General features: G+C 72.3%; 18 protein-coding genes. 10 read left to right on the top strand and 8 right to left on the bottom strand.

Annotated elements, in window-relative coordinates; genetic code table 11:
* The first annotated feature begins 7 nt into the window (after window positions 1–7).
* Both E1285_RS03860 and E1285_RS03855 read left to right on the top strand, forming a co-directional pair.
* Complete coding sequence (locus E1285_RS03860; RefSeq protein WP_132148066.1) at window positions 8–2,185, top strand: acyl-CoA dehydrogenase; 2,178 nt, start codon at window positions 8–10, stop codon at window positions 2,183–2,185.
* Window positions 2,185–2,796 (top strand): PaaI family thioesterase, encoded by a 612-nt coding sequence (locus E1285_RS03855; protein WP_132148064.1) that lies wholly within the window; start codon window positions 2,185–2,187, stop codon window positions 2,794–2,796. The genes E1285_RS03860 and E1285_RS03855 overlap by 1 nt, the downstream gene beginning before the upstream one ends.
* 48 nt (window positions 2,797–2,844) lie before the next feature.
* On the opposite strand, the gene E1285_RS03850 is transcribed toward E1285_RS03855, so the two are convergent.
* The 6 genes from E1285_RS03850 to E1285_RS47100 form a co-directional block, all read right to left on the bottom strand.
* Complete coding sequence (locus E1285_RS03850) at window positions 2,845–4,320, bottom strand: DNRLRE domain-containing protein (RefSeq protein ID WP_132148062.1); 1,476 nt, start codon at window positions 4,318–4,320, stop codon at window positions 2,845–2,847.
* Between the two features lie 200 nt (window positions 4,321–4,520).
* The gene (locus E1285_RS03845; protein ID WP_132148060.1) at window positions 4,521–5,792 is read right to left on the bottom strand and encodes a delta-60 repeat domain-containing protein; all 1,272 of its coding nucleotides are present in this window, start codon (window positions 5,790–5,792) and stop codon (window positions 4,521–4,523) included.
* 107 nt (window positions 5,793–5,899) lie between these two features.
* Window positions 5,900–6,691, bottom strand: coding sequence for a WecB/TagA/CpsF family glycosyltransferase (locus tag E1285_RS03840; protein ID WP_132148058.1), 792 nt, complete (start codon window positions 6,689–6,691; stop codon window positions 5,900–5,902).
* Window positions 6,669–7,688 carry a sulfite exporter TauE/SafE family protein gene (locus E1285_RS03835; RefSeq protein ID WP_132148056.1) on the bottom strand — a complete coding sequence of 340 codons (1,020 nt, stop codon included), beginning with the start codon at window positions 7,686–7,688 and terminating at the stop codon, window positions 6,669–6,671. Before E1285_RS03835 ends, E1285_RS03840 begins: the two co-directional genes overlap by 23 nt.
* 132 nt (window positions 7,689–7,820) lie before the next feature.
* Window positions 7,821–9,332 (bottom strand): adenylyl-sulfate kinase, encoded by a 1,512-nt coding sequence (gene cysC / locus E1285_RS03830; RefSeq protein ID WP_132148054.1) that lies wholly within the window; start codon window positions 9,330–9,332, stop codon window positions 7,821–7,823.
* Window positions 9,333–9,450: 118 nt separating this feature from the next.
* Complete coding sequence (locus tag E1285_RS47100) at window positions 9,451–10,347, bottom strand: class I SAM-dependent methyltransferase (RefSeq protein ID WP_243722532.1); 897 nt, start codon at window positions 10,345–10,347, stop codon at window positions 9,451–9,453.
* Between the two features lie 226 nt (window positions 10,348–10,573).
* On the opposite strand from E1285_RS47100, the gene mfd reads away from it, so the two are divergent.
* The 6 genes from mfd to E1285_RS03795 all read left to right on the top strand — a co-directional run bounded on the left by mfd (window position 10,574) and on the right by E1285_RS03795 (window position 19,798).
* Window positions 10,574–14,137 carry a transcription-repair coupling factor gene (gene mfd / locus E1285_RS03820; RefSeq protein WP_132148052.1) on the top strand — a complete coding sequence of 1,188 codons (3,564 nt, stop codon included), beginning with the start codon at window positions 10,574–10,576 and terminating at the stop codon, window positions 14,135–14,137.
* Between the two features lie 42 nt (window positions 14,138–14,179).
* A complete protein-coding gene (locus E1285_RS03815; RefSeq protein ID WP_132148050.1) occupies window positions 14,180–14,851 on the top strand; it encodes a SurA N-terminal domain-containing protein in 672 nt (223 codons plus the stop codon).
* A 5-nt stretch (window positions 14,852–14,856) separates the two neighbouring features.
* Window positions 14,857–15,873 carry a MazG family protein gene (locus E1285_RS03810; protein WP_132148048.1) on the top strand — a complete coding sequence of 339 codons (1,017 nt, stop codon included), beginning with the start codon at window positions 14,857–14,859 and terminating at the stop codon, window positions 15,871–15,873.
* Window positions 15,874–15,955: 82 nt separating this feature from the next.
* Window positions 15,956–18,466: a transglycosylase domain-containing protein gene (locus tag E1285_RS03805; protein WP_165966438.1), complete on the top strand. Its 2,511-nt coding sequence runs from the start codon at window positions 15,956–15,958 to the stop codon at window positions 18,464–18,466.
* Window positions 18,467–18,564: 98 nt separating this feature from the next.
* Entirely contained in the window at window positions 18,565–19,509 is a 945-nt protein-coding gene (locus tag E1285_RS03800) for an NADP-dependent oxidoreductase (RefSeq protein ID WP_132148046.1), read from the top strand.
* A gap of 58 nt (window positions 19,510–19,567) precedes the next feature.
* Window positions 19,568–19,798 (top strand): hypothetical protein, encoded by a 231-nt coding sequence (locus E1285_RS03795; RefSeq protein ID WP_132148044.1) that lies wholly within the window; start codon window positions 19,568–19,570, stop codon window positions 19,796–19,798.
* Between the two features lie 72 nt (window positions 19,799–19,870).
* Here E1285_RS03795 and E1285_RS03790 read toward each other — a convergent pair whose 3' ends face one another.
* A complete protein-coding gene (locus E1285_RS03790; RefSeq protein ID WP_243722531.1) occupies window positions 19,871–21,214 on the bottom strand; it encodes a HAMP domain-containing sensor histidine kinase in 1,344 nt (447 codons plus the stop codon).
* 144 nt (window positions 21,215–21,358) lie between these two features.
* On the bottom strand, window positions 21,359–22,297 hold the full coding sequence (locus tag E1285_RS03785) for a sulfite exporter TauE/SafE family protein (RefSeq protein WP_132148042.1): 939 nt from the start codon (window positions 22,295–22,297) through the stop codon (window positions 21,359–21,361).
* Between the two features lie 239 nt (window positions 22,298–22,536).
* On the opposite strand from E1285_RS03785, the gene eno reads away from it, so the two are divergent.
* Together eno and E1285_RS03775 are read left to right on the top strand one after the other, a co-directional pair.
* Window positions 22,537–23,817, top strand: a complete 1,281-nt coding sequence (gene eno, locus E1285_RS03780; protein WP_132148040.1) for a phosphopyruvate hydratase — start codon at window positions 22,537–22,539, stop codon at window positions 23,815–23,817.
* Window positions 23,817–24,287: a septum formation initiator family protein gene (locus tag E1285_RS03775; RefSeq protein ID WP_132148038.1), complete on the top strand. Its 471-nt coding sequence runs from the start codon at window positions 23,817–23,819 to the stop codon at window positions 24,285–24,287. The genes eno and E1285_RS03775 overlap by 1 nt, the downstream gene beginning before the upstream one ends.
* Window positions 24,288–24,387 lie beyond the last annotated feature (100 nt).

Genomic DNA, 24,387 nt, shown 5'->3' with positions numbered 1-24,387 from the left:
GGGGCACATGACCATCGGACTGACGGAGGAGCACCGCGACCTGCGCGACGCCGTGCGCGCCTTCACGTCCCGGCAGGTGACGCAGGCGGTGGTCCGCGCCGCCGTCGACGCCGAGCGGGAGAAGACCCCGGCGTTCTGGGACGACCTCGCCGCGCAGGGCCTGCTCGGCCTGCACCTGCCCGAGAACGCGGGCGGCGCGGGCTACGGACTGGTCGAACTGGCCGTCGTCGTGGAGGAGATGGGACGCGCCGTCGCACCGGGGCCGTTCCTGCCGACAGTCCTGGCGAGTGCCGTGCTGCACAAGGCCGGGCACGGGGACCACCTGCCCCTGCTGGCCGATGGGACGAAGACCGGCGCGGTCGGCCTGGACGCGGGCGGCCTGTCGCTGTCGCGCTCCGGCGGCGAGGTCACGATGACAGGCACCTCGGGCCCGGTCATGGGCGGCCCGTCGGCGGACGTCCTCGTGCTGCCCGCGAAGGACGGCGACGGGACGGCCTGGATCGTCCTGCCCCGGGACGCGGTCACGGTGCACGAACTGCCCGGCCACGACCTGACGCGCCGCCTGGCCAGGATCGAGTCCGGGAACGCGGCCGTCCCCGCCCGTTCGGTCCTGACCCTGGACTCGCAGGCCGTCCGTGATCTCGCGGCGGTGCTGTTCGCCGCCGAGGCGTCCGGGATGGCCGACTGGGCGACGTCCACCGCCGCCGAGTACGCCAAGGTCCGCGAGCAGTTCGGCCGCCCGATCGGCCAGTTCCAGGGCGTCAAGCACCGCTGCGCCCGCATGCTCGCGCACGCCGAACAGGCCCGAGCCTGCGCCTGGGACGCCGCCCGCGCCCAGGAGCCGGGAACAGCGCCAGGGGAGACGTCGCTCGCGGCGGCCGTGGCCGGAGCGACCAGTGTCCAGGCGGCTTTCCAGGTCGCCAAGGACTGCGTCCAGACCCTCGGCGGCATCGGCTTCACCTGGGAGCACGACGCGAGCCTCTACCTGCGCCGCGCCCAGAGCCTCCGCGTCCTGCTCGGCTCCACCGCGAGCTGGCGGCGCCGCGTCGCCCGCCTCACGCTGGACGGCGTCCGCCGCGAACTCGGGGTCGAGCTGCCGCCCGAGGCCGAGGGGATCCGCGCCGAGGTCCGCGCCGAGCTGGAGCCCGCCAAGGCCCTGGACGGCAAGGAGCGCGCCACCTACCTGGCCGACCGCGGCTACACGTCCCCGCACCTGCCGACCCCATGGGGCAAGGGCGCCGACGCGGTCACCCAGCTCGTCATCGCCGAGGAGATGCGCGCCGCCGGCCTCCGCGCCCACGACATGATCATCGGCAACTGGGTGGTGCCGACGCTGATCGAGCACGGCTCGGCCGCCCAGCACGAGCGGTTCCTGCGCGGGTCGCTGCGCGGCGACATCCGCTGGTGCCAGCTGTTCTCCGAACCCGGCGCCGGCTCCGACCTCGCCGCGCTGTCCACCCGCGCCGAGAAGGCCGAGGGCGGCTGGAAGATCACCGGCCAGAAGGTGTGGACGTCCATGGCCCGCGAGGCCGACTGGGGCATCCTGCTGGCGCGCACCGACCCGTCCGTCCCGAAGCACAAGGGTCTGTCGTACTTCCTGCTCGACATGAAGTCGCCGGGCATCGACATCCGCCCGCTGCGCGAGCTGACCGGCGACACCCTGTTCAACGAGGTGTTCCTGGACGGCGTGTTCATCCCGGACGCCCTCCTTGTCGCCGCCCCAGGTGACGGCTGGAAACTCGCCCGCACGACCCTCGCCAACGAGCGGGTCTCCCTCTCCAACGACTCCTCCCTGGGCAGCGGCGGCGAGGCACTCCTCGAACTGGCCGCAGAAGGCGCGGACGACGAGCGGCTCACCACCCTCGGCGGCATCCTCTGCGACGCCCAATCGAGCAGCCTGTTCGGTCTGCGGACCACGCTGCGCTCCCTGGCGGGCGGGCAGCCGGGCGCCGAGTCCAGCATCGGCAAGCTGATCGGCGTCGAACACATGCAGCAGGTCTGGGAGACCGCCGTCGACTGGATCGGCCCGGACGCGCTCACCGGCGAAAGCCAGGGCGGGATGGGCGACCCGACCTGGATGTTCCTGAACTCCCGGAACATGTCGATCGCGGGCGGCACGACGGACGTCCAGCTGAACATCATCGGCGAGCGCATCCTCGGCCTGCCCCGGGACCCGGTGGCGTGATGACCATCGACCTGCACTCCGAGACCCGCCCGTGCGGCGTGGACGCGGCATCCGCCGCGGCCCGCCGCGTCATCGACGCCCTGCTCCGGTCGGGCGACATGACCGAGGCCGACATGGCGGCCGTCGCCGACCGCCTCAACGCCGTCGCCGACGACCTCGAGGCGGCGTCCCCGCCCCTGGGCGACCGCCTGGTCGACATGTGGCGCGGTGACGACATGACGCGCCACGACCCCGTCGCCGGCCCGGAGAACCCGATCGCGCCGCCGCTGGAGTACGAGGCGGTGGACGCCCGGACGATCGAGGCGACCGCGACGCTCGGCCTGCCCTACCAGGGCCCGCCGTCGAGCGTCCACGGCGGGATCTCGGCGCTGCTGCTCGACCACACCCTCGGCGTGGCGAACGGCTGGGCGGGCACGTCGGGCATGACGGCCGGGCTGACGCTGCGCTACCACCGGCTGACGCCCCTGTTCGAGCCGCTCACGATCAGCGCCCGCCAGCTCTCCGTGGACGGCCGCAAGATCCGCACGGAGGGCGCCATCAGGGCGGGCGGCGAAACCTGCGTGACCGCCGAGGGCCTCTTCATCGCCGAACACCCGCCCCGCCCCCGCTGACTCCGGTAGCCCGCATCTACGTAGACGCGGGCTACATAAGCGAGTCGGTTAACAGAACTCCTGCCAGGCCTGGTGGCTCGGGGCGTCCAGGAGGCGGAAGTCGCCGGTCTCCCAGTCGAGGTCGAAGTAGGAGACCCAGAGGGCGTCGTGCTTCTTCAGGTACGCGTTGGTGGCGCGGAGCCAGGCCGCGCGCTCGGCGCCCTTGTCGTCGCCGACCAGGTAGCTGCCGGTCTCGGCGATGCCGAACGGGAGCCTCTCCTGCTTGCTGACTTCGAGGACCTGGCCGTACATCGTCTCCGGGGAGTCGTAGCGGCCCTTCTTCCAGCCGAGGTTGTAGGTGTCCCAGCCGAGGACCTGGATGACGTCGCGGCCCGGGTAGTAGTCGCGCCAGTCGCGCTTGGACTCCGCGGTGAGGCTCCAGCTCATCAGCACGAGCGTCGCGTGCAGGCGGTCGTTGCCGGCCTTGTCGGCCAGAGACCGCAGGCGGCGCCAGGCGGCGCGGTAGTCCTCGGCGGTGAACTCGCCGTCGGCGATGTTGTCCTCGGGCTCGTGGTAGTAGACCCAGTAGACGTCGCGGTCGCGCGGCGCGGTCTTGAACCAGCGGGTCATGGCCTCGTCGTGCTTGCCCGCGAGGACGTCCTCGGGCGCGAGCTTGAACGAGATGATCGGCGGGCGCTTGCCGATGTCGGGGTTGCCCGGCCACGCCGGGGGGACGCCGCGGTAGAACAGCCGGACGGTCTCCAGCCCGCCGTACTTGCCGTCCAGGCGGCCCAGAGCCTTCTGGAACGTCTCTCCGGGCTTGAGGTTGAGGGAGATGCCGCAGAGCGTCTCACCGCCGCCCGGGCGCTTCTCGGGCGACTCGGTCGGCCGCGGCGCCCGCGAGGTCGGCTCGGGGGCGGGCCGCGGCAGCGCCGTGCCGGACGTGTCGGGCGTCCGGGTGGGGGAGGCGGTCGGCGACGGGGACCCGCCGGGACGGGTGGTCAGCACGAGGCGGGGGCCGCTTCCGGTCTCCCGCGAGTGCAGTGACGCCGCCGAGGAGTCGTTCTGGTTGGTGATCGCGAACGCGTACCGGCCGGGGCCGTTCACGATCGAGCCGACGTCGAAGGAGATCCCGTCGGCGCCGGTGGTGGCGGTCGCGACGACGGGGCCCGCGGCCGGGCGGTTGTTCCAGGAGGTGCCCGCCTCGGTCCAGGAGCCGGCCAGCCGGCGCAGCTCGACCTGGCGCGGGCGGTTGCGGGGGCGCTCGAAGGTGAACTCGACGCGGGCCTCGGTGATGCGGGGGGTGCCTTCCGGGACGTCGAACGCCACGTACGCCTCGGTGTGCCATTCGGGCCAGACCGAGGCGGTGATCTTCCCTTCGCCGCCGAACCCCTCGCCGGGCATCTCGCGTACCACGTAGGTGTCGGCGGCCGCCGGGACGACGGACTCGGAGACGTCGGACGCCGTCCGGGCGTCGCGGTCGGGGGCGGGCGTGCTCAGCGCGATCGCGCCGACGGATCCGCCGACGATCAGGAGGGTGCCCACGGCGGTGTAGTAGAAGGAGGGGCGCGGTCCGCGCCGCCGCCCGCGGCCCCGTCCCCGCCGCGGCGACGGCGGGACGGGCTGCGAACGGCGTGCGTCGGGCCTGTGGTGGCCACCGGGGAACGAGTCGCGCTGGTGCACGGACCGCCCTTCCTCTGGATGGTCGTAGGCCCCTTTATCTCACAGGAACCCCATCGGGGGCCTCATCCCAGGGGGAACATCCCGACGCGGCCGTGGTACTCGCCGCCGAGCTGGTCGGTGTCACTGCCGACCAGGAGGCCCTTGGGGTGGGCGACCAGTGCCTCGACGCCGTGGCCGAGCGTCCGGGTCGGGTTCCACGCCATCGCCTTGCCGGTGTCGGGGTTGATCGCGCCGATGCCGGGACGCGACACCGCGCCGGGGCCGGCGTGGTCGCGGCCCCGGGGGTTGTCCAGCCAGCGCTGGTGCCCGCCGACGTAGACGGCGGCGCCGGTGACGGTGGTGGACAGCAGCGTGTCGCCGCCGGTCCAGTTGACCCAGGTGGGGTCCTGCCCGGAGCCGGTGCGGCCGGACTCCCAGCGGGCGGCGGTGTCGCACAACTGGCTGGTGCCGTAGGGGCCGCCGGTGGTGACGACGACGAAGTACTTGCCGTCGGGGGAGAAGTCCATGCCCCGCATGTAGGTGTCGAACGCGGACAGGTTGCAGGGGGTGGCGTACCGCTGGGTCGCCCAGGACGACAGCGACGCGGCGCCGTCACCGAGGTTGATCATCGCGATCTGGTGCCGGTTCTTGCCTTCGACCTCGGTGAACGTCCCGTTGATGACCATGCGGTTGTCGGCGGGGTCGACGGCCAGGCGGTAGACCTTGAGCGTCCCGGAGCGCGGATCGGCGATCTTGAAGTTGAAGTTGCTGTCGGCGGCGCCGGTCAGCGCGTTGAGCCGCGCCAGCGCGGTGCGGTTCTTCCCGCCGGCCTTGGTGAACGAGCCGCCGATGTAGAGCCGCAGGCCGCGCCGCACCATCGTCGTGACGCGGTAGTTGACGTTGGGCTTGAAGCCGGTGTGCACCTGGTTGGTCGTGGCCTTGATCGACGCGACCGTGCCGGTCTTGGTGCCGTTGACGTTCTTGAACGTCCCGGCCATGTAGACCCAGCCGCCCGTCCCCGCCTGCAGCGAGTGGACGGTCCCGTCGACCTTCGGCACGAACGTCGTGCTGACCTTGCCCGTGCCCATGTCGTAGGCGAACAGGTTGTTGCGCTGCAGCGTCTTCTTTCCGCTGCCGGCCTCGCGCACCTCGTCGAAGGTCCCGCCGACGACGACGAGGCTGCCCACGACGGCGATCGTGCGGACGGTGCCGTCCAGGACGTGCGGGGTGTTGTTCACCGGGTTGTCCGAGACCACCTTGGACTGGGCGATGTCGGCCGAGGCCGCAGTCGCCACCGCCGGGACGGCGAACGCCGCCAGGGAGGTGGCCGCGAGACAGGCGATGAAGGGGCGCATGGGGGTGCTCCGGAGTACGGCCGGGGACGGTGATGGCATCTTGTCCTACCACATGACCGAAAGTCGGGCAGGGGTTCCTGGGAAGCGTCGTTTGAAAGAGATGTCGATCACCCGGTGGGCTGCTTGCCGTGGCGGATCCGGTGCACGATGACCTTGCCCAGGTAGGAGCCCAGTTCGATGGTGTAGCGGCGCCAGAGACGGCGGGGTTCGCGCGCCAGCCGGTACAGGAAGCCGATGCGCAGTTTCAGGACCCAGGCCGGGTAGTACTCGCGCCGCTCGGCGAGGTGCTCGAAGTAGGCGCCGCAGGTGATGACGACGGGCGCGGTGAGGCGGTCGCCGTACTCGGTGACGAACCGCTGCTGGAGGGGGGTGCCGAGGCCGACGTGGAGGATGTCGGGGGACGCGTCGTTGATCTCGGCGACGAGGCGTTCGGCGGTCTCGGGGGAGAGCTCGCCCCGCTCGTCGGCCCAGTGGCCGTGCTGGGTGCCGGCGATACCGAGCCCGGGGTACCACTTCTGGACGTTCGCGGCCGCCTGCTCGGCGACGCCCGGGGCGTTGCCGAACAGGAAGACCCGCCAGCCCTCCTCGGCGGGCTGCCCGAACAGGTCGTCGGTGAGGTCGTCGTTGGCCATCCGCCCGGGGACGGGACGGCCGAAGATCCGCGCGGCCAGCACGACGCCCCAGCCGTCCGGGAGGTTGAGGTCGAAGCCGTTCATGAGGTCGCGCAGCCCGGAGTCCTTCTGCGCCTTGAGGACGTAGTCGGGGTTGGCGAAGGTGACGGTCAGCTTCGTCCGGTCCTTGACGGCCGCCGCGACGAACGACCGGAGCTGCGCGACGTCGGTGCGGCTGACGCGCACGCCGAGGACGTCGACGGTGTCATGCGGCCATCGTTGGTCCACGCTTGCCCTGCTCTCCTGACGTACCGGGGTCTCCCGGCGCACCGGGCTCCCCTGACGTACTGGGCCGGTCGCGGGAGGCGGTCGGAGAGGGCAGCGTATCGCCGTTGCGGGCGGCCCGGCGGCGCAGGACGAGCCAGCCGGCGGCGGCGACGGCGACGAGGACGAGGAGCGTCAGCCCGAGCGGGCCGGGCTCCATGCCGAACATCTTCAGCGAGGACGCCACCAGGACCAGGACCAGGAAGCGGCGGATGAGCGCGCTCGGCGCCCGCGAGGAGATCTTCGAGCCGAGGTAGACGCCGGGGATGGAGCCGACGAGGAGGGCGGCGGTGACCTCCATCCGGAAGTCGCCGAACAGCAGGTGGCCGATGGCGGCCGCGAACACCAGCGGGACGGCCTGGAGGAGGTCGGTGCCGACGAGCTGGTTGGCCTTCAGCGCCGGGTAGAGGGCCAGCAGCGCGACGATGATCAGGGAGCCGGAGCCGACCGAGGTGATGCCGACCACGACCCCGCCGACGATGCCGACCAGGACGGTCGGCACGGGCCGGACCTTGATCTCGGGAGGCTTGTTCCCGTTCTCCGGGTCGTCGCCTGCCGGAGCGTTGGACCGCTGCCGGTGGGACATGTAGGCGCGCAGCACGAGCCCGCCCGCCGCGATCATCAGCGCGATGCCCATCGCGATGCTGATGACGTCCTCGACCTGGCCGCCGTGCCCGATGGCCCGCGCGATCAGGACGCCGGAGAACGCGGCGGGCACCGAGCCGGCGCAGAGCCATCCGACGAGCCGCATGTTGATCGTGCCCTGGCGGTAGTGGACGGCGCTGCCGACGGGCTTCATCACCGCGGCGGCGACCAGGTCGCTGGACACGGCCGCCATCGGGCTGACCCCGAAGAACGTCACGAGCATCGGCGTCATCAGGGCGCCGCCGCCCATGCCGGTCAGCCCGACGACGATGGCGACGAGGAACGAGCCGAGCGCCATGGCCCAATCAAAGTCCATTGGCATGACCTATCAGGTATGTAGGAAAACTCGCGTATACGTTAGGGCACCGCACGCCGGTGTAGTAACCCGGGTGCGGAGGCACAAACGGGACGGGATGGACGATCAACGACGGATGGGGCTGCGGAGGTGCTATCCGGGCCGCACCCAGCCGCCGTCCACCAGCAGGCCGATGACCTTGCCGACCGCCTCGTCCGGCGCCATCCGGGACGTGTCGAGCGTCAGGTCGGCGTCCTCCGGCACCTCGTACGGGTCGGAGATGCCGGTGAACTCGGGGATCAGCCCCGCCCGCGCCTTGGCGTACAGGCCCTTGCGGTCGCGGCGCTCGCACTCCTCCAGCGGCGTCGAGACGTGCACGAGGATGAAGTCGCCCACGGCGGACACCATCCGGCGCACCTCCGCGCGGGTCGCCGCGTACGGGGCGATCGGCGCGCAGATCGCGGTGCCGCCGTGCCGGGTGATCTCGGCGGCGACGAAGCCGATCCGCCGGATGTTGAGGTCCCGGTCGGCGCGGGAGAAGGTCAGTCCGGCCGACAGCATCCGCCGCACGACGTCGCCGTCCAGCAGCGTGACCGTCCGGCCGCCGCGCTCGATCAGGGCGTCGGCGAGGCCGCGCGCGACCGTGGACTTCCCGGAGCCGGACAGGCCGGTGAAGAACACCGTGATGCCGCGCGACGGCTTCGGGGGACGTGCCAGCACCAGCTCGGCGGCCACGGCGGGCGGGGTGAACCAGTCGGGGACGGGTTCGCCGGCGTCAAGCAGCTCGCCGAGCCGCTCGGGGGTCAGCTCGGCCTGGACGTGGTCGGGCTCGATCCGCGCGACCGGCCGCCAGACCTCCACGTCGGCGTCGTAGGCCCACGGCTCGGGCACGACGACGGGGATCGCGGTTCCCTCGATCTCGCGGTCGGCGAGCAGGTGGGTGGCGCCGTACGCGGCGGCGATGTGCGCGTGCAGCAGCACGTCGCGCTCCCGCCCCGTGCGGTCCTGCCCCGTGCGGTCCTGGCCCGCGGTGTCGTCGCCGCGCGGGGGGAGCGGCACGGGGATGATCTCGGTGCCGTCCGGCAGCTCCTTGCGGACGCCCAGCAGCGCCCGGACGAGCGATTCGTCGTGCTCGCCGCCCATCATCGGCAGGACGAGGACCTTGGCGCCGAGCCGCTCGGCGACCTGCCGGAGCTGGCCGAGCTGCTTGCGGTGCAGGGGCTCGCGGGTAGCGACCCCCAGCACGTTCCCCTCGTGGGCGCCGAGCTCGTCCGGGCGGCGGCGCAGGCTGTGGAAGGGGCCGTGCGCGGGCGCGCGGAGGGCCTCCAGCGAGCCGGCGAGGCGCCAGCCCTGGCTCGCCGGTTCCTGCCAGGCCTCGGCGACCCGCAGCACGGCGAGCGGCACGCCCTCGGGGTCCTGCAGGACGATCCGGGCGTGCCCGGTCAGCTCCTTCGGCACGGCCAGCGTGACCGGGACCGGCCACGGGGTGCCGTCGGCCAGCCGGCCGCCCGCGATCACCATGGCGGTGTCGTAGGAGCCGAGGAAACCGGTCAGCGGGCGGTACACGCCGGCGAGGATCAGTTCCAGGTCGGCGAGCTCCACCGGGCCCGGAGACCAGGCGGGCAGGTCGCGCAGCGTGTCGGGAAGGCCGGGTTCGGCGGTCACCGCGATCTCCGATCCCGCCCGGCGCGGCGGCCGGGCTGGTCCGTGTGCATGGAGTTTCCGCAGGAAAAATACTGCGCCGGCCTGGACGCACGCACCTTCGCCCCGCTCGCGGCGACGCTCAGATGACCCGGGCGAAACGGTTCTCGGGCTTGCGGATGACGAACGTGACCTCGCTGTGGTCTGCGGTGAGGCGCCCCCGGCTGAACGCCGAGACCAGGCGGCACAGCAGGTCGGCGGGGCCGGTTCCGGCCCCGAGCGCGTCGATGGCCTGGCGGGACGTGTACTCCTCGGAGACCACCAGCCCGCGCATCACGCAGTACCACTGGATGCCCGAGCGGGCCGCGATCCGGTCGTAGACCGCCGGAGGCGGGCTCGTCCTGACCGCGGGCCGGGGCGGCGGCTGCGCGGCGCGCCGCACCCGGGCGCCGGCGCCCGTGGAGGCGGCCTCCTGGTCGCCGCGCTCGGCGCCGCTGTCGGCCTGGGACCGGGAAGGGCCGTCTCCGGACGCGTACGGGGTGCGGGCGTGCGCCCCGCGCGCGGCCCGCCCCGGACGGGTGCGGCGCCGGCGGCCGGAGGCGTGCATCCACCGCGGGAGCGCCCGGTCCAGGAAGCCGAACGCGGTGTCGCGGTCGCGCAGATGGATCAGCAGCAGCCCGCCGGGTTTCAGCGCGGCGACGAACCGGTCGAGGACCAGTTCGGCGTGCGGCACGCGCTCGATCAGGTGCGAGGCGTGGACGATGTCGTAGGCGCGCGGCGGCAGCGGGACGGTGCGCAGGTCACCGAGGTGCCAGGCGTCCAGGTCGGGCCGCTCGCAGGTGTAGGCGCGCAGGTCGGGGGCGTCCAGGTCGACGCCCGTGACGTGGTGTTGGCGGTCGCCCAGGTCCAGGCCCGTGCCCCAGCCGCAGCCCGCCTCCAGGATGTGGATCCGCTGCAGGGGCTTCTCTAGGGCGTACTGGCGAGCGCGTTCGGAGAAGAGATCGCCGTCGCTGACCGGCGGCGTACGCAGATCGGTCACAACTTCGCAGCGTAATTGACCGATCGCGCTCCGTCCGCTATTTGCCTTTTCTTGGTAACGGCCGTGTCGCGCTGCGTGCTCCCCGGCGGCCTCGTCCACGAGCTGCGATGTCGTGGGAACGGCGCTCCCCGCGGGCGCGTACTCTGGTAGCCGGTACCGGGGTCTGGTGGATTCCGGCATTTCGGGCTGCCCTGCCTCGGGGTGAATCACGAAGTTGCGGGCGAACATGACGCTTTCTGGACTTGTTGACCTTGCGTGTCTCGACCCCGGTCTGGAGCGCGCCCTCGAACAGGCGCGCACCGACACCGAGGTCGTCGCGCCCGCCTCGCTGTGGCCGATCCTCGCCGCGGCGCTGAGCCGCGCCCTCGGTGCGCGCGGCGGCGGCGCGGTCCTCGCGGTGACCGCGACCGGCCGGGAGGCCGAGGACCTGACCGCCGCCCTGTCGAGCCTGCTCGACCCGGCGCGGGTGGCGCACTTCCCGGCCTGGGAGACGCTGCCGCACGAGAAGCTGTCGCCGCGTTCCGACACCGTCGGGCAGCGGCTGGCCGTGCTGCGCCGCCTTGCACATCCGAACGGGGCCCATCCGAACGGGGCCCATCCGGACGCCGTCAACGGGGAGGACCCGGCGGACAGCGGCAAGGGCGGCGCTCTGGACGTCGTCGTGACGCCGATCCGCGCGGTGCTCCAGCCGATCGTGTCCGGGCTCGCCGACCTGGAGCCGGTGCGGCTGGCGTCCGGCGAGGACGCCGACATGGACGACGCCGTCCGCAACCTGGTCGACGCCGGGTACCACCGCGTCGACCTGGTGGAGAAGCGCGGTGAGATCGCCGTGCGCGGCGGCATCCTGGACGTGTTCCCGCCCACCGAGGAGCACCCGCTCCGGGTGGAGTTCTGGGGCGACACCGTTGAGGAGATCCGCTACTTCAAGGCCGCCGACCAGCGCTCCCTCGAAGTCGCCCAGCACGGGTTGTGGGCGCCGCCGTGCCGCGAGCTGCCGCTGACCGAGAAGGTGCGCGAGCGCGCGAGGCTCCTCGCCGAGGAACACCCCGCCCTCGAGGAGATCCTCGGCCGGATCGCCGACGGCGACACCGTCGAGGGCATGGAGGCGTTCTCGCCCGTCCTCGCCGACGACATGGAACTGCTCACCGACCTGCTGCCGGACGGGTCGGCGCTGCTGGTGTGCGAGCCGGAGCGCATCCGCACCCGCTCGGTCGAGCTGGTCCGGACGAGCCAGGAGTTCCTGGAGGCGAGCTGGGTGAACGCGGCCGCCGGGGGAGAGGCGCCGATCGACCTCGGCGCCGCCGCGTTCCGGTCGCTGGAGGAGGTCCGCGCGCACAGCACGGAGCTGGGCCTTCCCCGCTGGAGCGTCACCGCCCTGAACCCCGAGGGCGACGCGCTGAACCTCGGCGTGCAGCAGGCTGAGGCGTACCGGGGCGACACCACGCGCGTCGTCGGCGACCTCAAGGGCTGGATCGACGGCGGATGGCACGTCGTGATGGTCACCGCCGGGCACGGGCCGGCCGAACGGCTCGTCCAGCTCGTCGGGGAGGAGGGCATCGGCGCGCGGCTCACCGACCTCGCCGGGCCGCCCGAGCCGTCGCTGGTCAACGTGGCGACCGGGCTGCTGGAGAACGGGTTCACCTGGGAGTCGGCCAAGCTGGCGGTGCTGACCGAGACCGACCTGTCCGGGCAGAAGTCGTCCACCAAGGACGCGCGGCGGATGCCGTCGCGGCGGCGCGGCGGCATCGACCCGCTGCAGCTCAAGCCCGGCGACTACGTGGTCCACGAGCAGCACGGCGTCGGACGGTACGTCGAGATGGTCAGCCGGACGGTGCAGGGCGCCACCCGCGAGTACCTGATCCTGGAGTACGCCAAGAGCGACCGGCTGTTCGTCCCGACCGACCAGCTGGAGGAGCTGACCCGCTACGTCGGCGGCGAGGCGCCCAGCCTGCACCGGCTCGGCGGCGCCGACTGGCAGAAGGCCAAGTCCCGCGCCCGCAAGGCCGTCAAGCAGATCGCCGGGGAGCTGATCCGGCTGTACTCGGCGCGGATGGCGAGCCCCGGCCACCCGTTCGGCGCCGACACCCCGTGGCAGCGGGAGCTGGAGGACGCGTTCCCGTACGTGGAGACGCCCGACCAGCTCGCCGCCATCGACGAGGTGAAGGACGACATGGAGAAGCCCGTCCCGATGGACAGGCTGATCTGCGGCGACGTCGGCTACGGCAAGACCGAGATCGCGGTCCGCGCCGCGTTCAAGGCCGTCCAGGATGGCAAGCAGGTCGCGGTGCTGGTGCCGACGACGCTGCTGGTGCAGCAGCACATGTCGACGTTCGCCGAGCGGTTCGCGGCGTTCCCGGTCGTGATGAAGCCGATCAGCCGGTTCCAGTCGGACGGGGAGATCGAGGAGACGCTGCGCGGCCTGGCGGAGGGCACCGTGGACGTGGTCGTCGGCACCCACCGCATCCTGTCGTCGCAGACGCGGTTCAAGAACCTCGGCCTGGTGATCATCGACGAGGAGCAGCGCTTCGGCGTCGAGCACAAGGAGGAGCTGAAGCGGCTGCGTACCCAGGTCGACGTGCTCGCGATGTCGGCGACGCCGATCCCGCGGACGCTGGAGATGGGCCTGACCGGCATCCGGGAGATGTCCACGATCCTGACCCCGCCGGAGGAGCGGCACCCCGTCCTGACGTTCGTCGGCCCGTACGAGGAGAAGCAGATCGCCGCCGCGATCCGCCGCGAGCTGCTGCGCGAGGGCCAGGTGTTCTTCGTGCACAACCGGGTCCGCTCGATCAACAAGGTCGCGGCGAACCTGGCGCGGCTCGTCCCGGAGGCGAAGATCGCGATCGCGCACGGCCAGATGAACGAGCACGAGCTCGAGAAGGTCATGGTCGACTTCTGGGAGCGCAACCACGACGTCCTGGTCGCGACGACGATCGTGGAGTCCGGCCTGGACGTGCCGAACGCCAACACCCTGATCGTCGACCGCGCCGACATGTACGGGCTGTCGCAGCTCCACCAGCTGCGCGGCCGCGTCGGGCGCGGCCGGGAGCGGGCGTACGCGTACTTCCTCTACCAGCCCGAGCAGCCGCTGACCGAGACCGCGCACGAGCGGCTCGCGACCCTGGCGCAGCACACCGAGATCGGCGCCGGCATGTACGTCGCGATGAAGGACCTGGAGATCCGCGGCGCCGGCAACATCCTCGGCGCCGAGCAGTCGGGGCACGTCGCCGGTGTCGGGTTCGACCTGTACGTGCGGATGGTCGGGGAGGCCGTCCAGGACCTGAAGGAGGGCGGCAGGGAGCCCGCGGCCGTCGAGACGAAGGTCGAGCTGCCCGTCGACGCCCACCTGCCGCACGAGTACGTGCCGGGGGAGCGGCTCCGGCTGGACGCCTACCGCCGCATCGCCGCGATCACGTCCGAGGACGAGATCGGCGCCGTCCACGACGAGCTGAAGGACCGGTTCGGGCCGCTGCCTGTCCCGGTGCTGAACCTCCTCGAAGTGGCGCGGTTCCGGTCGAAGGCGCGCAGGGCGGGGCTCGCCGACGTCACCGTCCAGGGCAACTTCATCAAGTTCACGCCCGTGCACCTGCCCGACTCCAAGCAGGTCAGGCTGCAGCGGCTGTACCCGAAGAGCATCCTCAAGCCGGCCACCGACACCCTGCTGGTGCCGGCGCCGAAGACCGCGCCGCTCGGCGGCCGACCGCTGCGCGACCAGGAGCTGCTGAAATGGGCGACCGACCTGGTGGAGGCCCTGTTCCTGGAGGCCGCGCCCGCCCCGGCGGGCCGGTAGGCTGGCGCGGCCCCCGCCTGATCGACGAGATGGGATTCCTCCGTGTTCGGTAAGTCCGTGTTCGCCAAGTCCGTGCAGGCCGCCATGGCCGCCGTCGTGGCGGCCGGTGCGCTGGCCGGCTGCGGCGGCACGCAGAAGCCGGGCACCGCCGCCCTCGTCGGCGACGACCGCATCACCGTCACCGAGCTCAGCCAGACCGTCCGCGACTGGCGGGAGCAGTTCCGGACGGACCCGGCCGCCAACCAGATGCGGGCCAGCCCGGCGAACCCGGCGCCGCAGCTGGCCGGCGACTCCGAGTCCGACGTGCGGGGCGCCCTCACCCTGCTGATCAACTTCCGGGTCGCCGCGGAGGTCGCCGAGGACGCGGGGGTCGAGATCACCCGGGCGCGGGTCGACGACACCATCGGCGCGCTGAACCAGCAGGGCGGGGCCGAGACGGTCACGCTGGCGAGCGGCCTGCCCCGCGACCGGACCCGCGGCCTGGCGCGCCTGGTCGCGACGCAGGTCGCGATGATGGAGCGCTTCGGGGCGGACCGGACCAACCCGATGAGCCCCGCGACGCAGCAGGCCGGGCAGAAGTGGAACGAGCTGTTCCGGCGCACCGCGGACGACATGAAGGTCGAGGTCAACCCGCGCTACGGCACCTACGACCCGGGCAAGTTCCTGGTCGGCCCCGTCGACCACCGGCTGTCCAAGCCCGATTCGGGTACCTGAGCCGCATGAGCCTGACACTGCTCGCCACCACGCACCGGGTGGCGCCGGGGCTGCTGACGTGGCGCGCCTGGGACGCGCTCCGGTCGGCCGGCGTTGTCCGCCTGCGCGACGGGCATCCGCTGTCGCCGTCCCTCCGCGACGCCGGGATCGTGTTGGAGCCGGTGGCGGCGCCCGACGCGTCCCGGCTGGTGGCGGACGCGCGGAGCGGGGACGTCCTGTGGGTGGCCGCGCCCGAGGGCGACGAGCCGCTGATGCGCGAGATCGGGTCCCTGGTCGTGAACGACCCCCTGGACGTGGAGGTCCTGCACGGGTCCTACGACCTGCCCGGCGCGCGCCTGCTCGACCTCGTCTCGGTGATGGACACGCTGCGCCGCGAATGCCCGTGGGACCGCAAGCAGACGCACGCCACCCTCGTCCCGTACCTGCTGGAGGAGGCCTACGAGGTCCTCGACACCGTCGAGTCCGGCGACTACGGCGCGCTGCGCGAGGAGCTGGGCGACGTGCTGATGCAGGTCGCGTTCCACTCGGTGGTCGCCGCCGAGCGCGACGACGAGACCGCGTTCACCATCGACGACGTGGCGGGCGCGATCGTCGACAAGCTCGTCCGCCGCCATCCGCACGTGTTCGGGGACGTGACGGTCTCCGGCGCCGACGAGGTCAACGCCAACTGGGAGCAGATCAAGGCGGCCGAGCGGGCGGAGAAGAGCGGCGCGGACGCGTCGGCGCTCGACGGCGTGCCGATGGGGCAGCCCGCGCTGTCGCTCGCCGCGCAGCTCCAGCGGCGTGCCGCTCGGATGGGCGCCCCGGCCGATCTCGCGGACATCGGGAACGGCCCGGACATCGGAAACGAGCCGGGAACCGGCAACGACCCGGGCACCGGAAACGATCTGGGCGTGCGGCTGTTCGAGCTCGTCCGGGAGGCGGCGGAGCGGGGCGCCGATCCGGAGTCCGAGTTGCGGGCGGTTTCCCGGGTATTTCGTGATCGTGTCCGAGCCTGGGAACGACGATCGCCGCAGGGCTGAATCGAACGATATTCAGGGCGATATCGACCGGAACACCGCCGATGGGGTAGTCCGGCCGGGAAGGCACGTTTACGCTAAGCGCGTGCTGCCTGGGGCGGAAAGCGACGAGGGTGACCCGGACGCGGAAGACGGCGGTCCCGGTGACCCCGGCGCGCCACCCCGTCCACCCCGTCCACGCCGGGTGCTGACCGGGTCCACGACACGCGAGGAGAAGGCCCGCGCGCTCCGCGGGCTCGGCGCGCTCGGCGGCGTCGCCGGATTCCTCGTCGCGCTCATGCTGCTGCCCACCGCGTGCACGGCCGGAGTCGGCGCCCGCGACGCCGCCGACTGGTTCCAGAGCGAGCCCGAGGGCCTGACGACCTCCGGCGTCCCGCAGCGCTCCACGATCAAGTCCGACGACGGCCGCACCATCGCGACGTTCTTCTACCAGAACCGGGTGGACGTCCCGCTGGACAAGATCGCGCCGATCCTGCAGCAGGCCGTGCTGGCCATCGAGGACAGCCGCTTCTACGAGCACGGCGCCATCGACGTGCAGGGCACGCTGCGGGCGCTCGCCAGCAACGTCAGCAGCGGCGAGGTGACGCAGGGCGGCTCCGGCATCACCCAGCAGTACGTGAAGAACCTGCTGCTCACCCAGGCCGACTCCAGCAAGGAGCGCGACGCGGCCAAGGAGGTCACCGCCGCGCGCAAGGTCCGCGAACTGCGGTACGCCGTCGCGGTGGAGAAGCGGTTCAGCAAGGACGAGATCCTGCGCCGCTACCTCAACATCGCCTACTACGGCGACGGCGCCTACGGCATCGAGGCGGCGTCCCGGCACTACTTCTCCAAGCACGCCTCCGAGCTGAACCTCGCCGAGGCGGCGCTGCTGGCCGGCGTCATCCGCTACCCCTACGCCTACGACCCGACCCAGCATCCCCGCGAGGCCCTCCAGCGCCGCAACACCGTCCTGAACCGGATGGCCGAGCTCGGCTGGATCGAGCACGCCAAGGCGGAGGAGACCAAGAGCCGGCCCGTGAGGCTGGACGTCCAGGAGATCCAGAGCGGCTGCGTGTCCAGCAAGGCGCCGTTCTTCTGCGACTACGTCCAGCGCGAGATCCTCACCAACAAGGTGTTCGGCGAGACCGCCAAGGAACGGGAGGAACTCCTCAAGCGGGGCGGGCTCACGATCCGCACGACCATGGACCGGCGGGCGCAGAAGGCCGCGAGGCGGGCCGTGCTCCAGCACGTCCCGCCGAAGAACTCCGCGCACAAGGCCGCCGCGGAGGCGATGGTGGAGCCCGGCACCGGCGAGATCAAGGCCCTGGTCGTCGGGCGCGAGCTCGGCCCGGACGAGGAGCGCGGCAAGACCTGGATCAACTTCGCCGCCGACGCCAGCCACGGCTCCAGCATCGGCATGCAGGCCGGGTCCACGTTCAAGGCGTTCACGCTGGCCGCCGCTCTGGACGAGGGCATGCCGTTCGGTACCCGGCTGATGGCGCCGGAGGAGTACACGCCCGTCGGCTTCCGCAACTGCGACGGCGACAACGTCGGCGACCCGAGCGCGTCGCTGGGCAACGCCGCCGACGGTGAGGGCGGCAGGCGGTTCAGCCTCGTCACGGGCACCCAGAACTCGGTCAACACCTACTTCCTCGCGCTGCAGAAGGAGGTCGGCCTCTGCGACACGGCCAAGATGGCCGAGCGCCTCGGGATGAAGCAGGCCAACGGCAAGCCGCTGGAGCAGTACCCGTCGTTCACGCTCGGGTTCAACGCCGTCTCCCCGCTGCGGCTCGCGGCGGCCTACGCGGCGTTCGGCGCCCGCGGCGAGTACTGCCGGCCGATCGCGATCAAGCAGATCACCGACGCGTCCGGGAAGAAGCTGAAGATCCCGCCGCGCGACTGCGAGCAGGCGATCGACGAGGGCGTCGCGGACGCCGTCAACCACATCCTCAGCGGCGTCCTCACCAAGGGCACGGCGCGCGGCATGGGCATCGGCCGCGACGCCGCGGGCAAGACCGGTACCGTCGACAACTTCTCCGCCGCCTGGTTCGCCGGCTACACCCCGGACCTCGCCGCGGCCGTGTGGGTCGGCGACCCGCGCGGCGGCTACCGGCACCCGATGGACGGCCTGTGCATGAACGGCCGGTGCTACGGCGCCGTGTTCGGGGCGACGATCCCCGCGCCGATCTGGCGGCAGAGCATGAGCGGGGCGCTGGAGGGGACGGACGCGAGCTCCTTCCACCGGCCCCCGTCCTTCTACTTCAGCAGGGGCTCGGGCGAGGAACGGGTCACGGTGCCCGACGTGCGCGGCATGCGGGTGGGCGACGCCGTCGCGAGGCTCCGCGCCGCCGGATTCCAGACCCGCGTCGGCGAGCGCGTCCGGTCCCGCCGGTACGACAGCGGCACCGTGGCCGGGATGTCCCCCGGCCCGGGGTCGGCGGAGCCCGGCGCGACCATCACCCTGCGCGTCAGCAGGGGCCCCGGGGGCGGCGGCGACGACGGCGACGGCGACGGCGACGGTGGCGGTGGCGGCGGGCAGCGGCCGCCGGTCCCGCCCGTCACCCCGCGCCCCACCAACACGCCGACCCTCCCGCCCGTTCCCGGCGAGCCCGGGTGACGCCGGCGGCCGCCTGACCTGTGTGATCGTCGTGCCGCCGGGTAGATCATCGGGCGGGGCGGACCGCCCCTGCTGATCCGATCGGGGGGACGATCGTCATGCGAGCCATCGCCGTGTCCGAGTACGGCGCCACACCGGCGCCGATGAACCTGCCGCGCCCGGAGCCGGGTCCGGGCGAGATCCTCGTGAAGATGATCGCGGCCGGGCTGAATCCGCTGGACTGGAAGGTCGCCGACGGGATGCTCAAGGACTCCGTCGACGCGTCCTTTCCGCTGATCCTGGGCCAGGACGGCGCCGGCGTCGTGGACGCGGTCGGCGAGGACGTCACACGCCTGCGCCACGGCGAGCAGGTCTACGGGACCTTCGCCATGCCGGAACGGGGGCTCGGCGCCTTCGCCGAGTACGCCCTGGCCCGCGACGACGGTCCGGTGGCGAGGATGCCGGAGGGCATGATCTACACGCAGGCCGCCGCGGTGCCGACCGCGAGCGTGGCCGCGCTCGCCATGGTGGAGGAGGCGCGGGTCGACGCCGGGCAGACCGTCCTCGTCGTGGGAGCGACCGGCGGCGTCGGGCAGGGCGTGGTGCAACTCGCCGCCCGGGAGGGCGCCAAGGTCATCGCGACGGCCCGCGACGACATGGCCGGGACGATGCGGCGGCTCGGCGCGGACGAGACCGTCGACCACTCCGAGGGAGACCTCAACGCCCAGGTGCTGGCCGTCCACAACGACGGGATCGACGCCGTCATCGACACGGTCGGCGACACTCCGGAGACCGAGGTCATCGCGCAGCTGCTGCGCCCCGGCGGAACGTACGTCAGCTCCGTCTGGTCGGTGAACCCCGACGCGATGGAGGCCATGGGGCTGCGCGGGATCAACTTCGACACGGACCCGTCGGCCGAGCTGCTCGACCGGCTCTCCGACCTGATCGACGCGGGCGACTTCCAGGTCCGGGCCGAGCGCGAGATACCGCTGGAGGACGCGCCCGGCGCGCTGGCCGACAACCGCGCCGGCGGCGCACGCGGCAAGACCGTGATCCGCATCTGACCGCGTGCGCGGGTGAGGAACACCGCATCACGGGCATGGAGTCCTCACGGGAGGACATATGAACCAGAGCAGAATGGACCAGGCCGGCGGCGAGGACGGACGGGACCGGCTCCGCGAGCTCGACGAGACCCTCGACCGGCTCCGCGCCGACCTGCCCTCGCCGCCCACCGATGCCACGGACTTCGCCGACTCCGGCCAGTACCTCGCGGCCCGCGAGGAGCTCGAGGGCCAGATCGAGCTGCTGGAGTCCGAACGCGAACGCCTCCGCGAGCAGCTCGGGATCTCCTGAGGCCCCGACCGGTGCGGCCGGGCCGCGCGCTCACCGCCGCCGGGCGGCTCCGGCGGCTGGTCCCGGCAGGGGTCACTGCGGCAGGCGCAGGACGAAACGGGCGCCGGGGACGCTGTCGGCGCGGTCGGTGAGGATCAGCGAGCCGCGGTGCGCTTCGGCGATGTCGCGGGAGATCGCCAGTCCGAGGCCGGTGCCGCCGGCGTCGCGGTGCCCGCCCTGGGACAGCCGGGTGAACCGCTCGAACACCCGCTCGCGGTCCTCGGGCGCGATGCCGGTGCCGTCGTCGATTATCTCGACGACCGCGGTGGAGGGCGGCTCCACCCGCAGGATCACCGTCACCTCGTGGGCCGCGTGCCGGTCGGCGTTGTCGATCAGGTTCGTCAGCAGCCGCGCCAGCTCGCCGCGCCCGCCCTGCACCGCCACCGATCCCTCCGACAGCACCGTCACCTGGGTGCGGCGCGGGCGGCTCAGGACCTCCTGGTCCGCCAGCTCGGTCAGGTTCACCGGCTCGCGCTGGAAGTTCCGGTCCGCCTCGAGGCGGCCCAAGGCCAGCAGGTCGTCCACCACCGCCGCCAGCCGGTCGGTGTTGTCCAGGATGGCCCGCAACGTCTCGGTCATGTCGGCCTCATCGGGCGCCGCCAGCGCGAGTTCCAGTTCCATCCGCAGCGCGGCGAGCGGGCTGCGCAGCTCGTGGGAGACGTCGGAGACGAACCCGCGCTGCCGTGCGACGGCCTGCTCCAGCCGGTCGAGGGTCGCGTTGATGCTCTCGGCGAGCAGGCCCACCTCGTCCCGCCGGGACGGCTGCGGCACCCGGCGCTCGAGGTCGGTGGCGGTGATCTCGTCCAGTTCCCGGCGGATCGCGTCGACCGGTCGCAGCGCGCGGCTCGCCGCGACCCACATCCCGTAGGCGACCAGACCGGTGACCAGGGGGACGCCGAGAATGAGCAGTGCCGCCGTGAGCGGGTTCGGCAGCAGCCCGGGGGCGGGTTTCAGCGCGTACACGAAGCGCGCGTTGCGCCCCCGGCCCACGCGGTGCTCGACGACGAGGAAGCACTTCGCGCCGGGCGCGTCGATGCGGCAGCTCTGGCCGTCGCGGCGGTCGTCGGTGATCGGCGGCGGGGGGAACCGCACCGGCGGGCGTCCCCGCATCTCGGGCGACGCGGCGATCACGTCGCCGTCCAGGTCCACCACCTGTTGGAGCGCGTCACCCTCACTGAGGATCACTTCGTCCAGGACGTTGGCGTTCATCGCCGTCACCGTCCTGCGCCCTTCGCGCGCCAGTTCCCGCATCTCATCGCTGACCGTCTGCCGTCTGACCATGGTCAGCAGCACCGCGCACAGCACCGTCGACAGGAGCAGGGTGACCAGCGCGGCCGTCAGCGTCACCCGGACCCGGATCTCCGGGTGACGCAGCACGGCCCGCCAGATCCAGCGGTTCAGGCCCGCGGACGGCCGGGGCCGGACACCAATGACGACCTCCCGGGGTACGCATGTGCGAGTACCCGGGATTTCTTGCCTGAACGGGGCAAACGCGACCGTGGTCGGCGGGTAAAAGATCGTTCAGGTGGCGGACGGGGCGGCGGCCTTGTCGGGCTCGGGCGGCACGTCCCCCTCAGCGGCGGCGGGCTCGGGGTCGCGTTCGGCCAGGTGCCGGCGGATGGAATGGCCCAGCGCCGCCGCCCACAGCGCGTAGATGGCGGCGTAGAAGACCCACCGGACGCCGTCCGAGGCGTCGATCCAGTCGCCGCGCAGCAGGGTCCGGGCGTTGGTGATGATGATGATCCCGCCGACCGCGCTGCCCAGGACGCGCGGTGGAATGTGCCGGACCAGCCACGCGGCGATCGGGGCCGCGATCACTCCGCCGATCAGCAGCGCGGCCACCCAGGTGAAGTCGATGCCCTCGGAGCCGATGCCGATCAGGAAGCCGGCGCTGGCGGCCACGGAGACGAGGAACTCGCTGGTGTCGATCGATCCGATCGTCTTGCGGGGCTCCAGCCGCCCGCTGGCCAGGATCGCCGGGGTGCCGACGGGCCCCCACCCGCCGCCGCCGGTGGAGTCGACGAAGCCGGCCACCAGGCCGAGCGGGCCGAGGAACCGCTTGCGGAGCGGCTTGCCGAGCCGGTCCGTGCGGATCCCCCGGACGGTGAAGCGGACCAGGATGTAGGTCCCCAGCGTGAGCAGGATGACCGACATCACCGGCTCGGCGGTTTCGGTGGAGAGCCCGGACAGGAACGTGGCGCCGGCGAACGCCCCGGCGGCGCCGGGGATGCCGATCTTGGCGACGACGCGCCAGTCGACGTTGCCGAACTTCCAGTGCGACGCGCCCGACACCAGTGTGGTCCCGATCTCGGCGAGGTGCACGGTGGCCGAGGCGGCGGCCGGGTTGGTGCCGATGGCGAGCAGCAGTGTCGTCGACGTGACGCCGTAGGCCATGCCCAGGCTCCCGTCGACGAGTTGGGCGCCCAGACCGACCAGGGCGAGCAGGACGAGTTTTCGCACGGGTGCACCACCAGGGAGGATTTCCGATAAATACGGTTTGTATACTTAATTAGTAGACAATGTATGGTTCAACGTCAAGGCGCCCTCGGCCGGTCGAACCGGGTGATTCGCGGCCGTTCCGGGAGAACGGCGTGCCAGTTGGGCGGCCCCGGGGCGGTGCGGGATAGGCTCGGTGACCGCATCGGAATCGCTGCATCCGGACCAGTCGCACCACCAGCCGCACCACCAGGGGGTTCCCCGTGTCGTCGATCGAGGCCGTACTCGCCCGGGAGATCCTTGACTCCCGCGGGAATCCGACCGTCGAGGTCGAGGTCCTGCTCGCCGATGGGACCGAGGCGCACGCCGCCGTGCCGAGCGGGGCCTCGACCGGCCAGTTCGAGGCCGTCGAGCTGCGGGACGGGGGTGAGCGCTACGGCGGCAAGGGCGTCCGGGACGCGGTCCGGGCCGTCAACGAGACCATCGACGAGAAGGTCGTCGGCTACCCGGCGTCCGACCAGCGGCTGATCGACCAGCTGCTGGTGGACCTCGACGGCACGCCCGCCAAGTCGGCGCTCGGCGCCAACGCGATCCTCGGGGTCAGCCTGGCCGTCGCCAAGGCCGCCGCGGACTCCGCGGGCCTCCCGCTCTTCCGCTACGTGGGCGGCCCGAACGCGCACCTGCTGCCCGTCCCGATGATGAACATCCTGAACGGCGGCGCACACGCCGACACCAACGTGGACATCCAGGAGTTCATGGTCGCGCCGATCGGAGCGGCCACCTTCGCCGAGGCGCTGCGCTGGGGCACCGAGACCTACCACGCGCTGAAGTCGGTGCTGAAGTCCAAGGGCCTGAACACCGGCCTCGGCGACGAGGGCGGGTTCGCGCCCGAGCTGCCGAGCAACCGGGACGCGCTCGACCTCATCATGGAGGCGATCCGCAAGGCCGGCTTCACCCCCGGACGCGACATCGCGCTCGCCCTGGACGTCGCCGCCACCGAGTTCCACGCCGACGGCCAGTACGCCTTCGAGGGCACCAAGCGGAACTCCGACGACATGGCCGCCTACTACGCCGAGCTGCTCACCGAGTACCCGCTCGTCTCCATCGAGGACCCGCTCGACGAGGAGGACTGGACCGGCTGGGAGGGCCTCACCGCCGCCGTCGGCGACCGCGTCCAGATCGTCGGCGACGACCTGTTCGTCACCAACCCCGAGCGGCTCGCCCGCGGCATCAAGGCCCGCGCCGCCAACTCGCTGCTGGTCAAGGTCAACCAGATCGGCACGCTCAGCGAGACGCTCGACGCCGTCTCGCTCGCGCAGACCAGCGGGTACCGCTGCATGATGAGCCACCGGTCCGGTGAGACCGAGGACACCACGATCGCCGACCTGGCCGTCGCGACCAACTGCGGGCAGATCAAGACCGGTGCCCCCGCCCGCAGCGACCGGGTCGCCAAGTACAACCAGCTCCTGCGCATCGAGGAACTGCTGGACGACGCCGCCCGCTACGCCGGTGCCGCCGCGTTCCCGCGCTTCGTGCACGACTGATGGCGCGGGGCGAGGACCGGGCGGATCGCGGAGGCGGGCCCGACGACGACCACCACGACGACCACGGCGACGACGGCGGGGGTGGTCAGCGCCGCGGCAACCCGGCGCTGACCAGCCGCGCGGCCATCCTGGCCGTGGTGGTGTGCGCGATCGCGCTGAGCCTGGCCTATCCGGTCCGGGAGTACATCGCCCAGCGCCAGGAGATCGCCGACCTCCGGCAGAAGGAGGCGGCGGCCCGCCGGCAGGTGGAGATTCTGGCCCAACGCAAGCAGCAGTTGGGGGATAAGTCGTACATTGAGCGTGAGGCGACGCGAAGACTTCATTACTGCCGTCCTGACGTAAAGTGCTACATCGTGCTGGACGGCGGCGGAGAAGGCGGCCGACAGGCCAACAAGGGCGGTCCGACGAGCAGGCCGCCGTGGTACGAGACGCTGTGGCGGTCGGTGGAGGCGGCCGACCGGCCACGCTGATCCGTTCCGTGGCTCGGCGGGACGGTGCCGAGGAGACGGGCCGACGAGGAGGGCCGGACGCGTCCGGTGGGAGGGACCGGACGCGAGATCCGCGGGTGGG

The sequence above is a fragment of the Actinomadura sp. 7K507 genome (assembly GCF_004348425.1).
In the GTDB taxonomy this organism is placed as follows: domain Bacteria; phylum Actinomycetota; class Actinomycetes; order Streptosporangiales; family Streptosporangiaceae; genus Spirillospora.
This window is presented reverse-complemented; position numbering and strand designations above follow the sequence as displayed.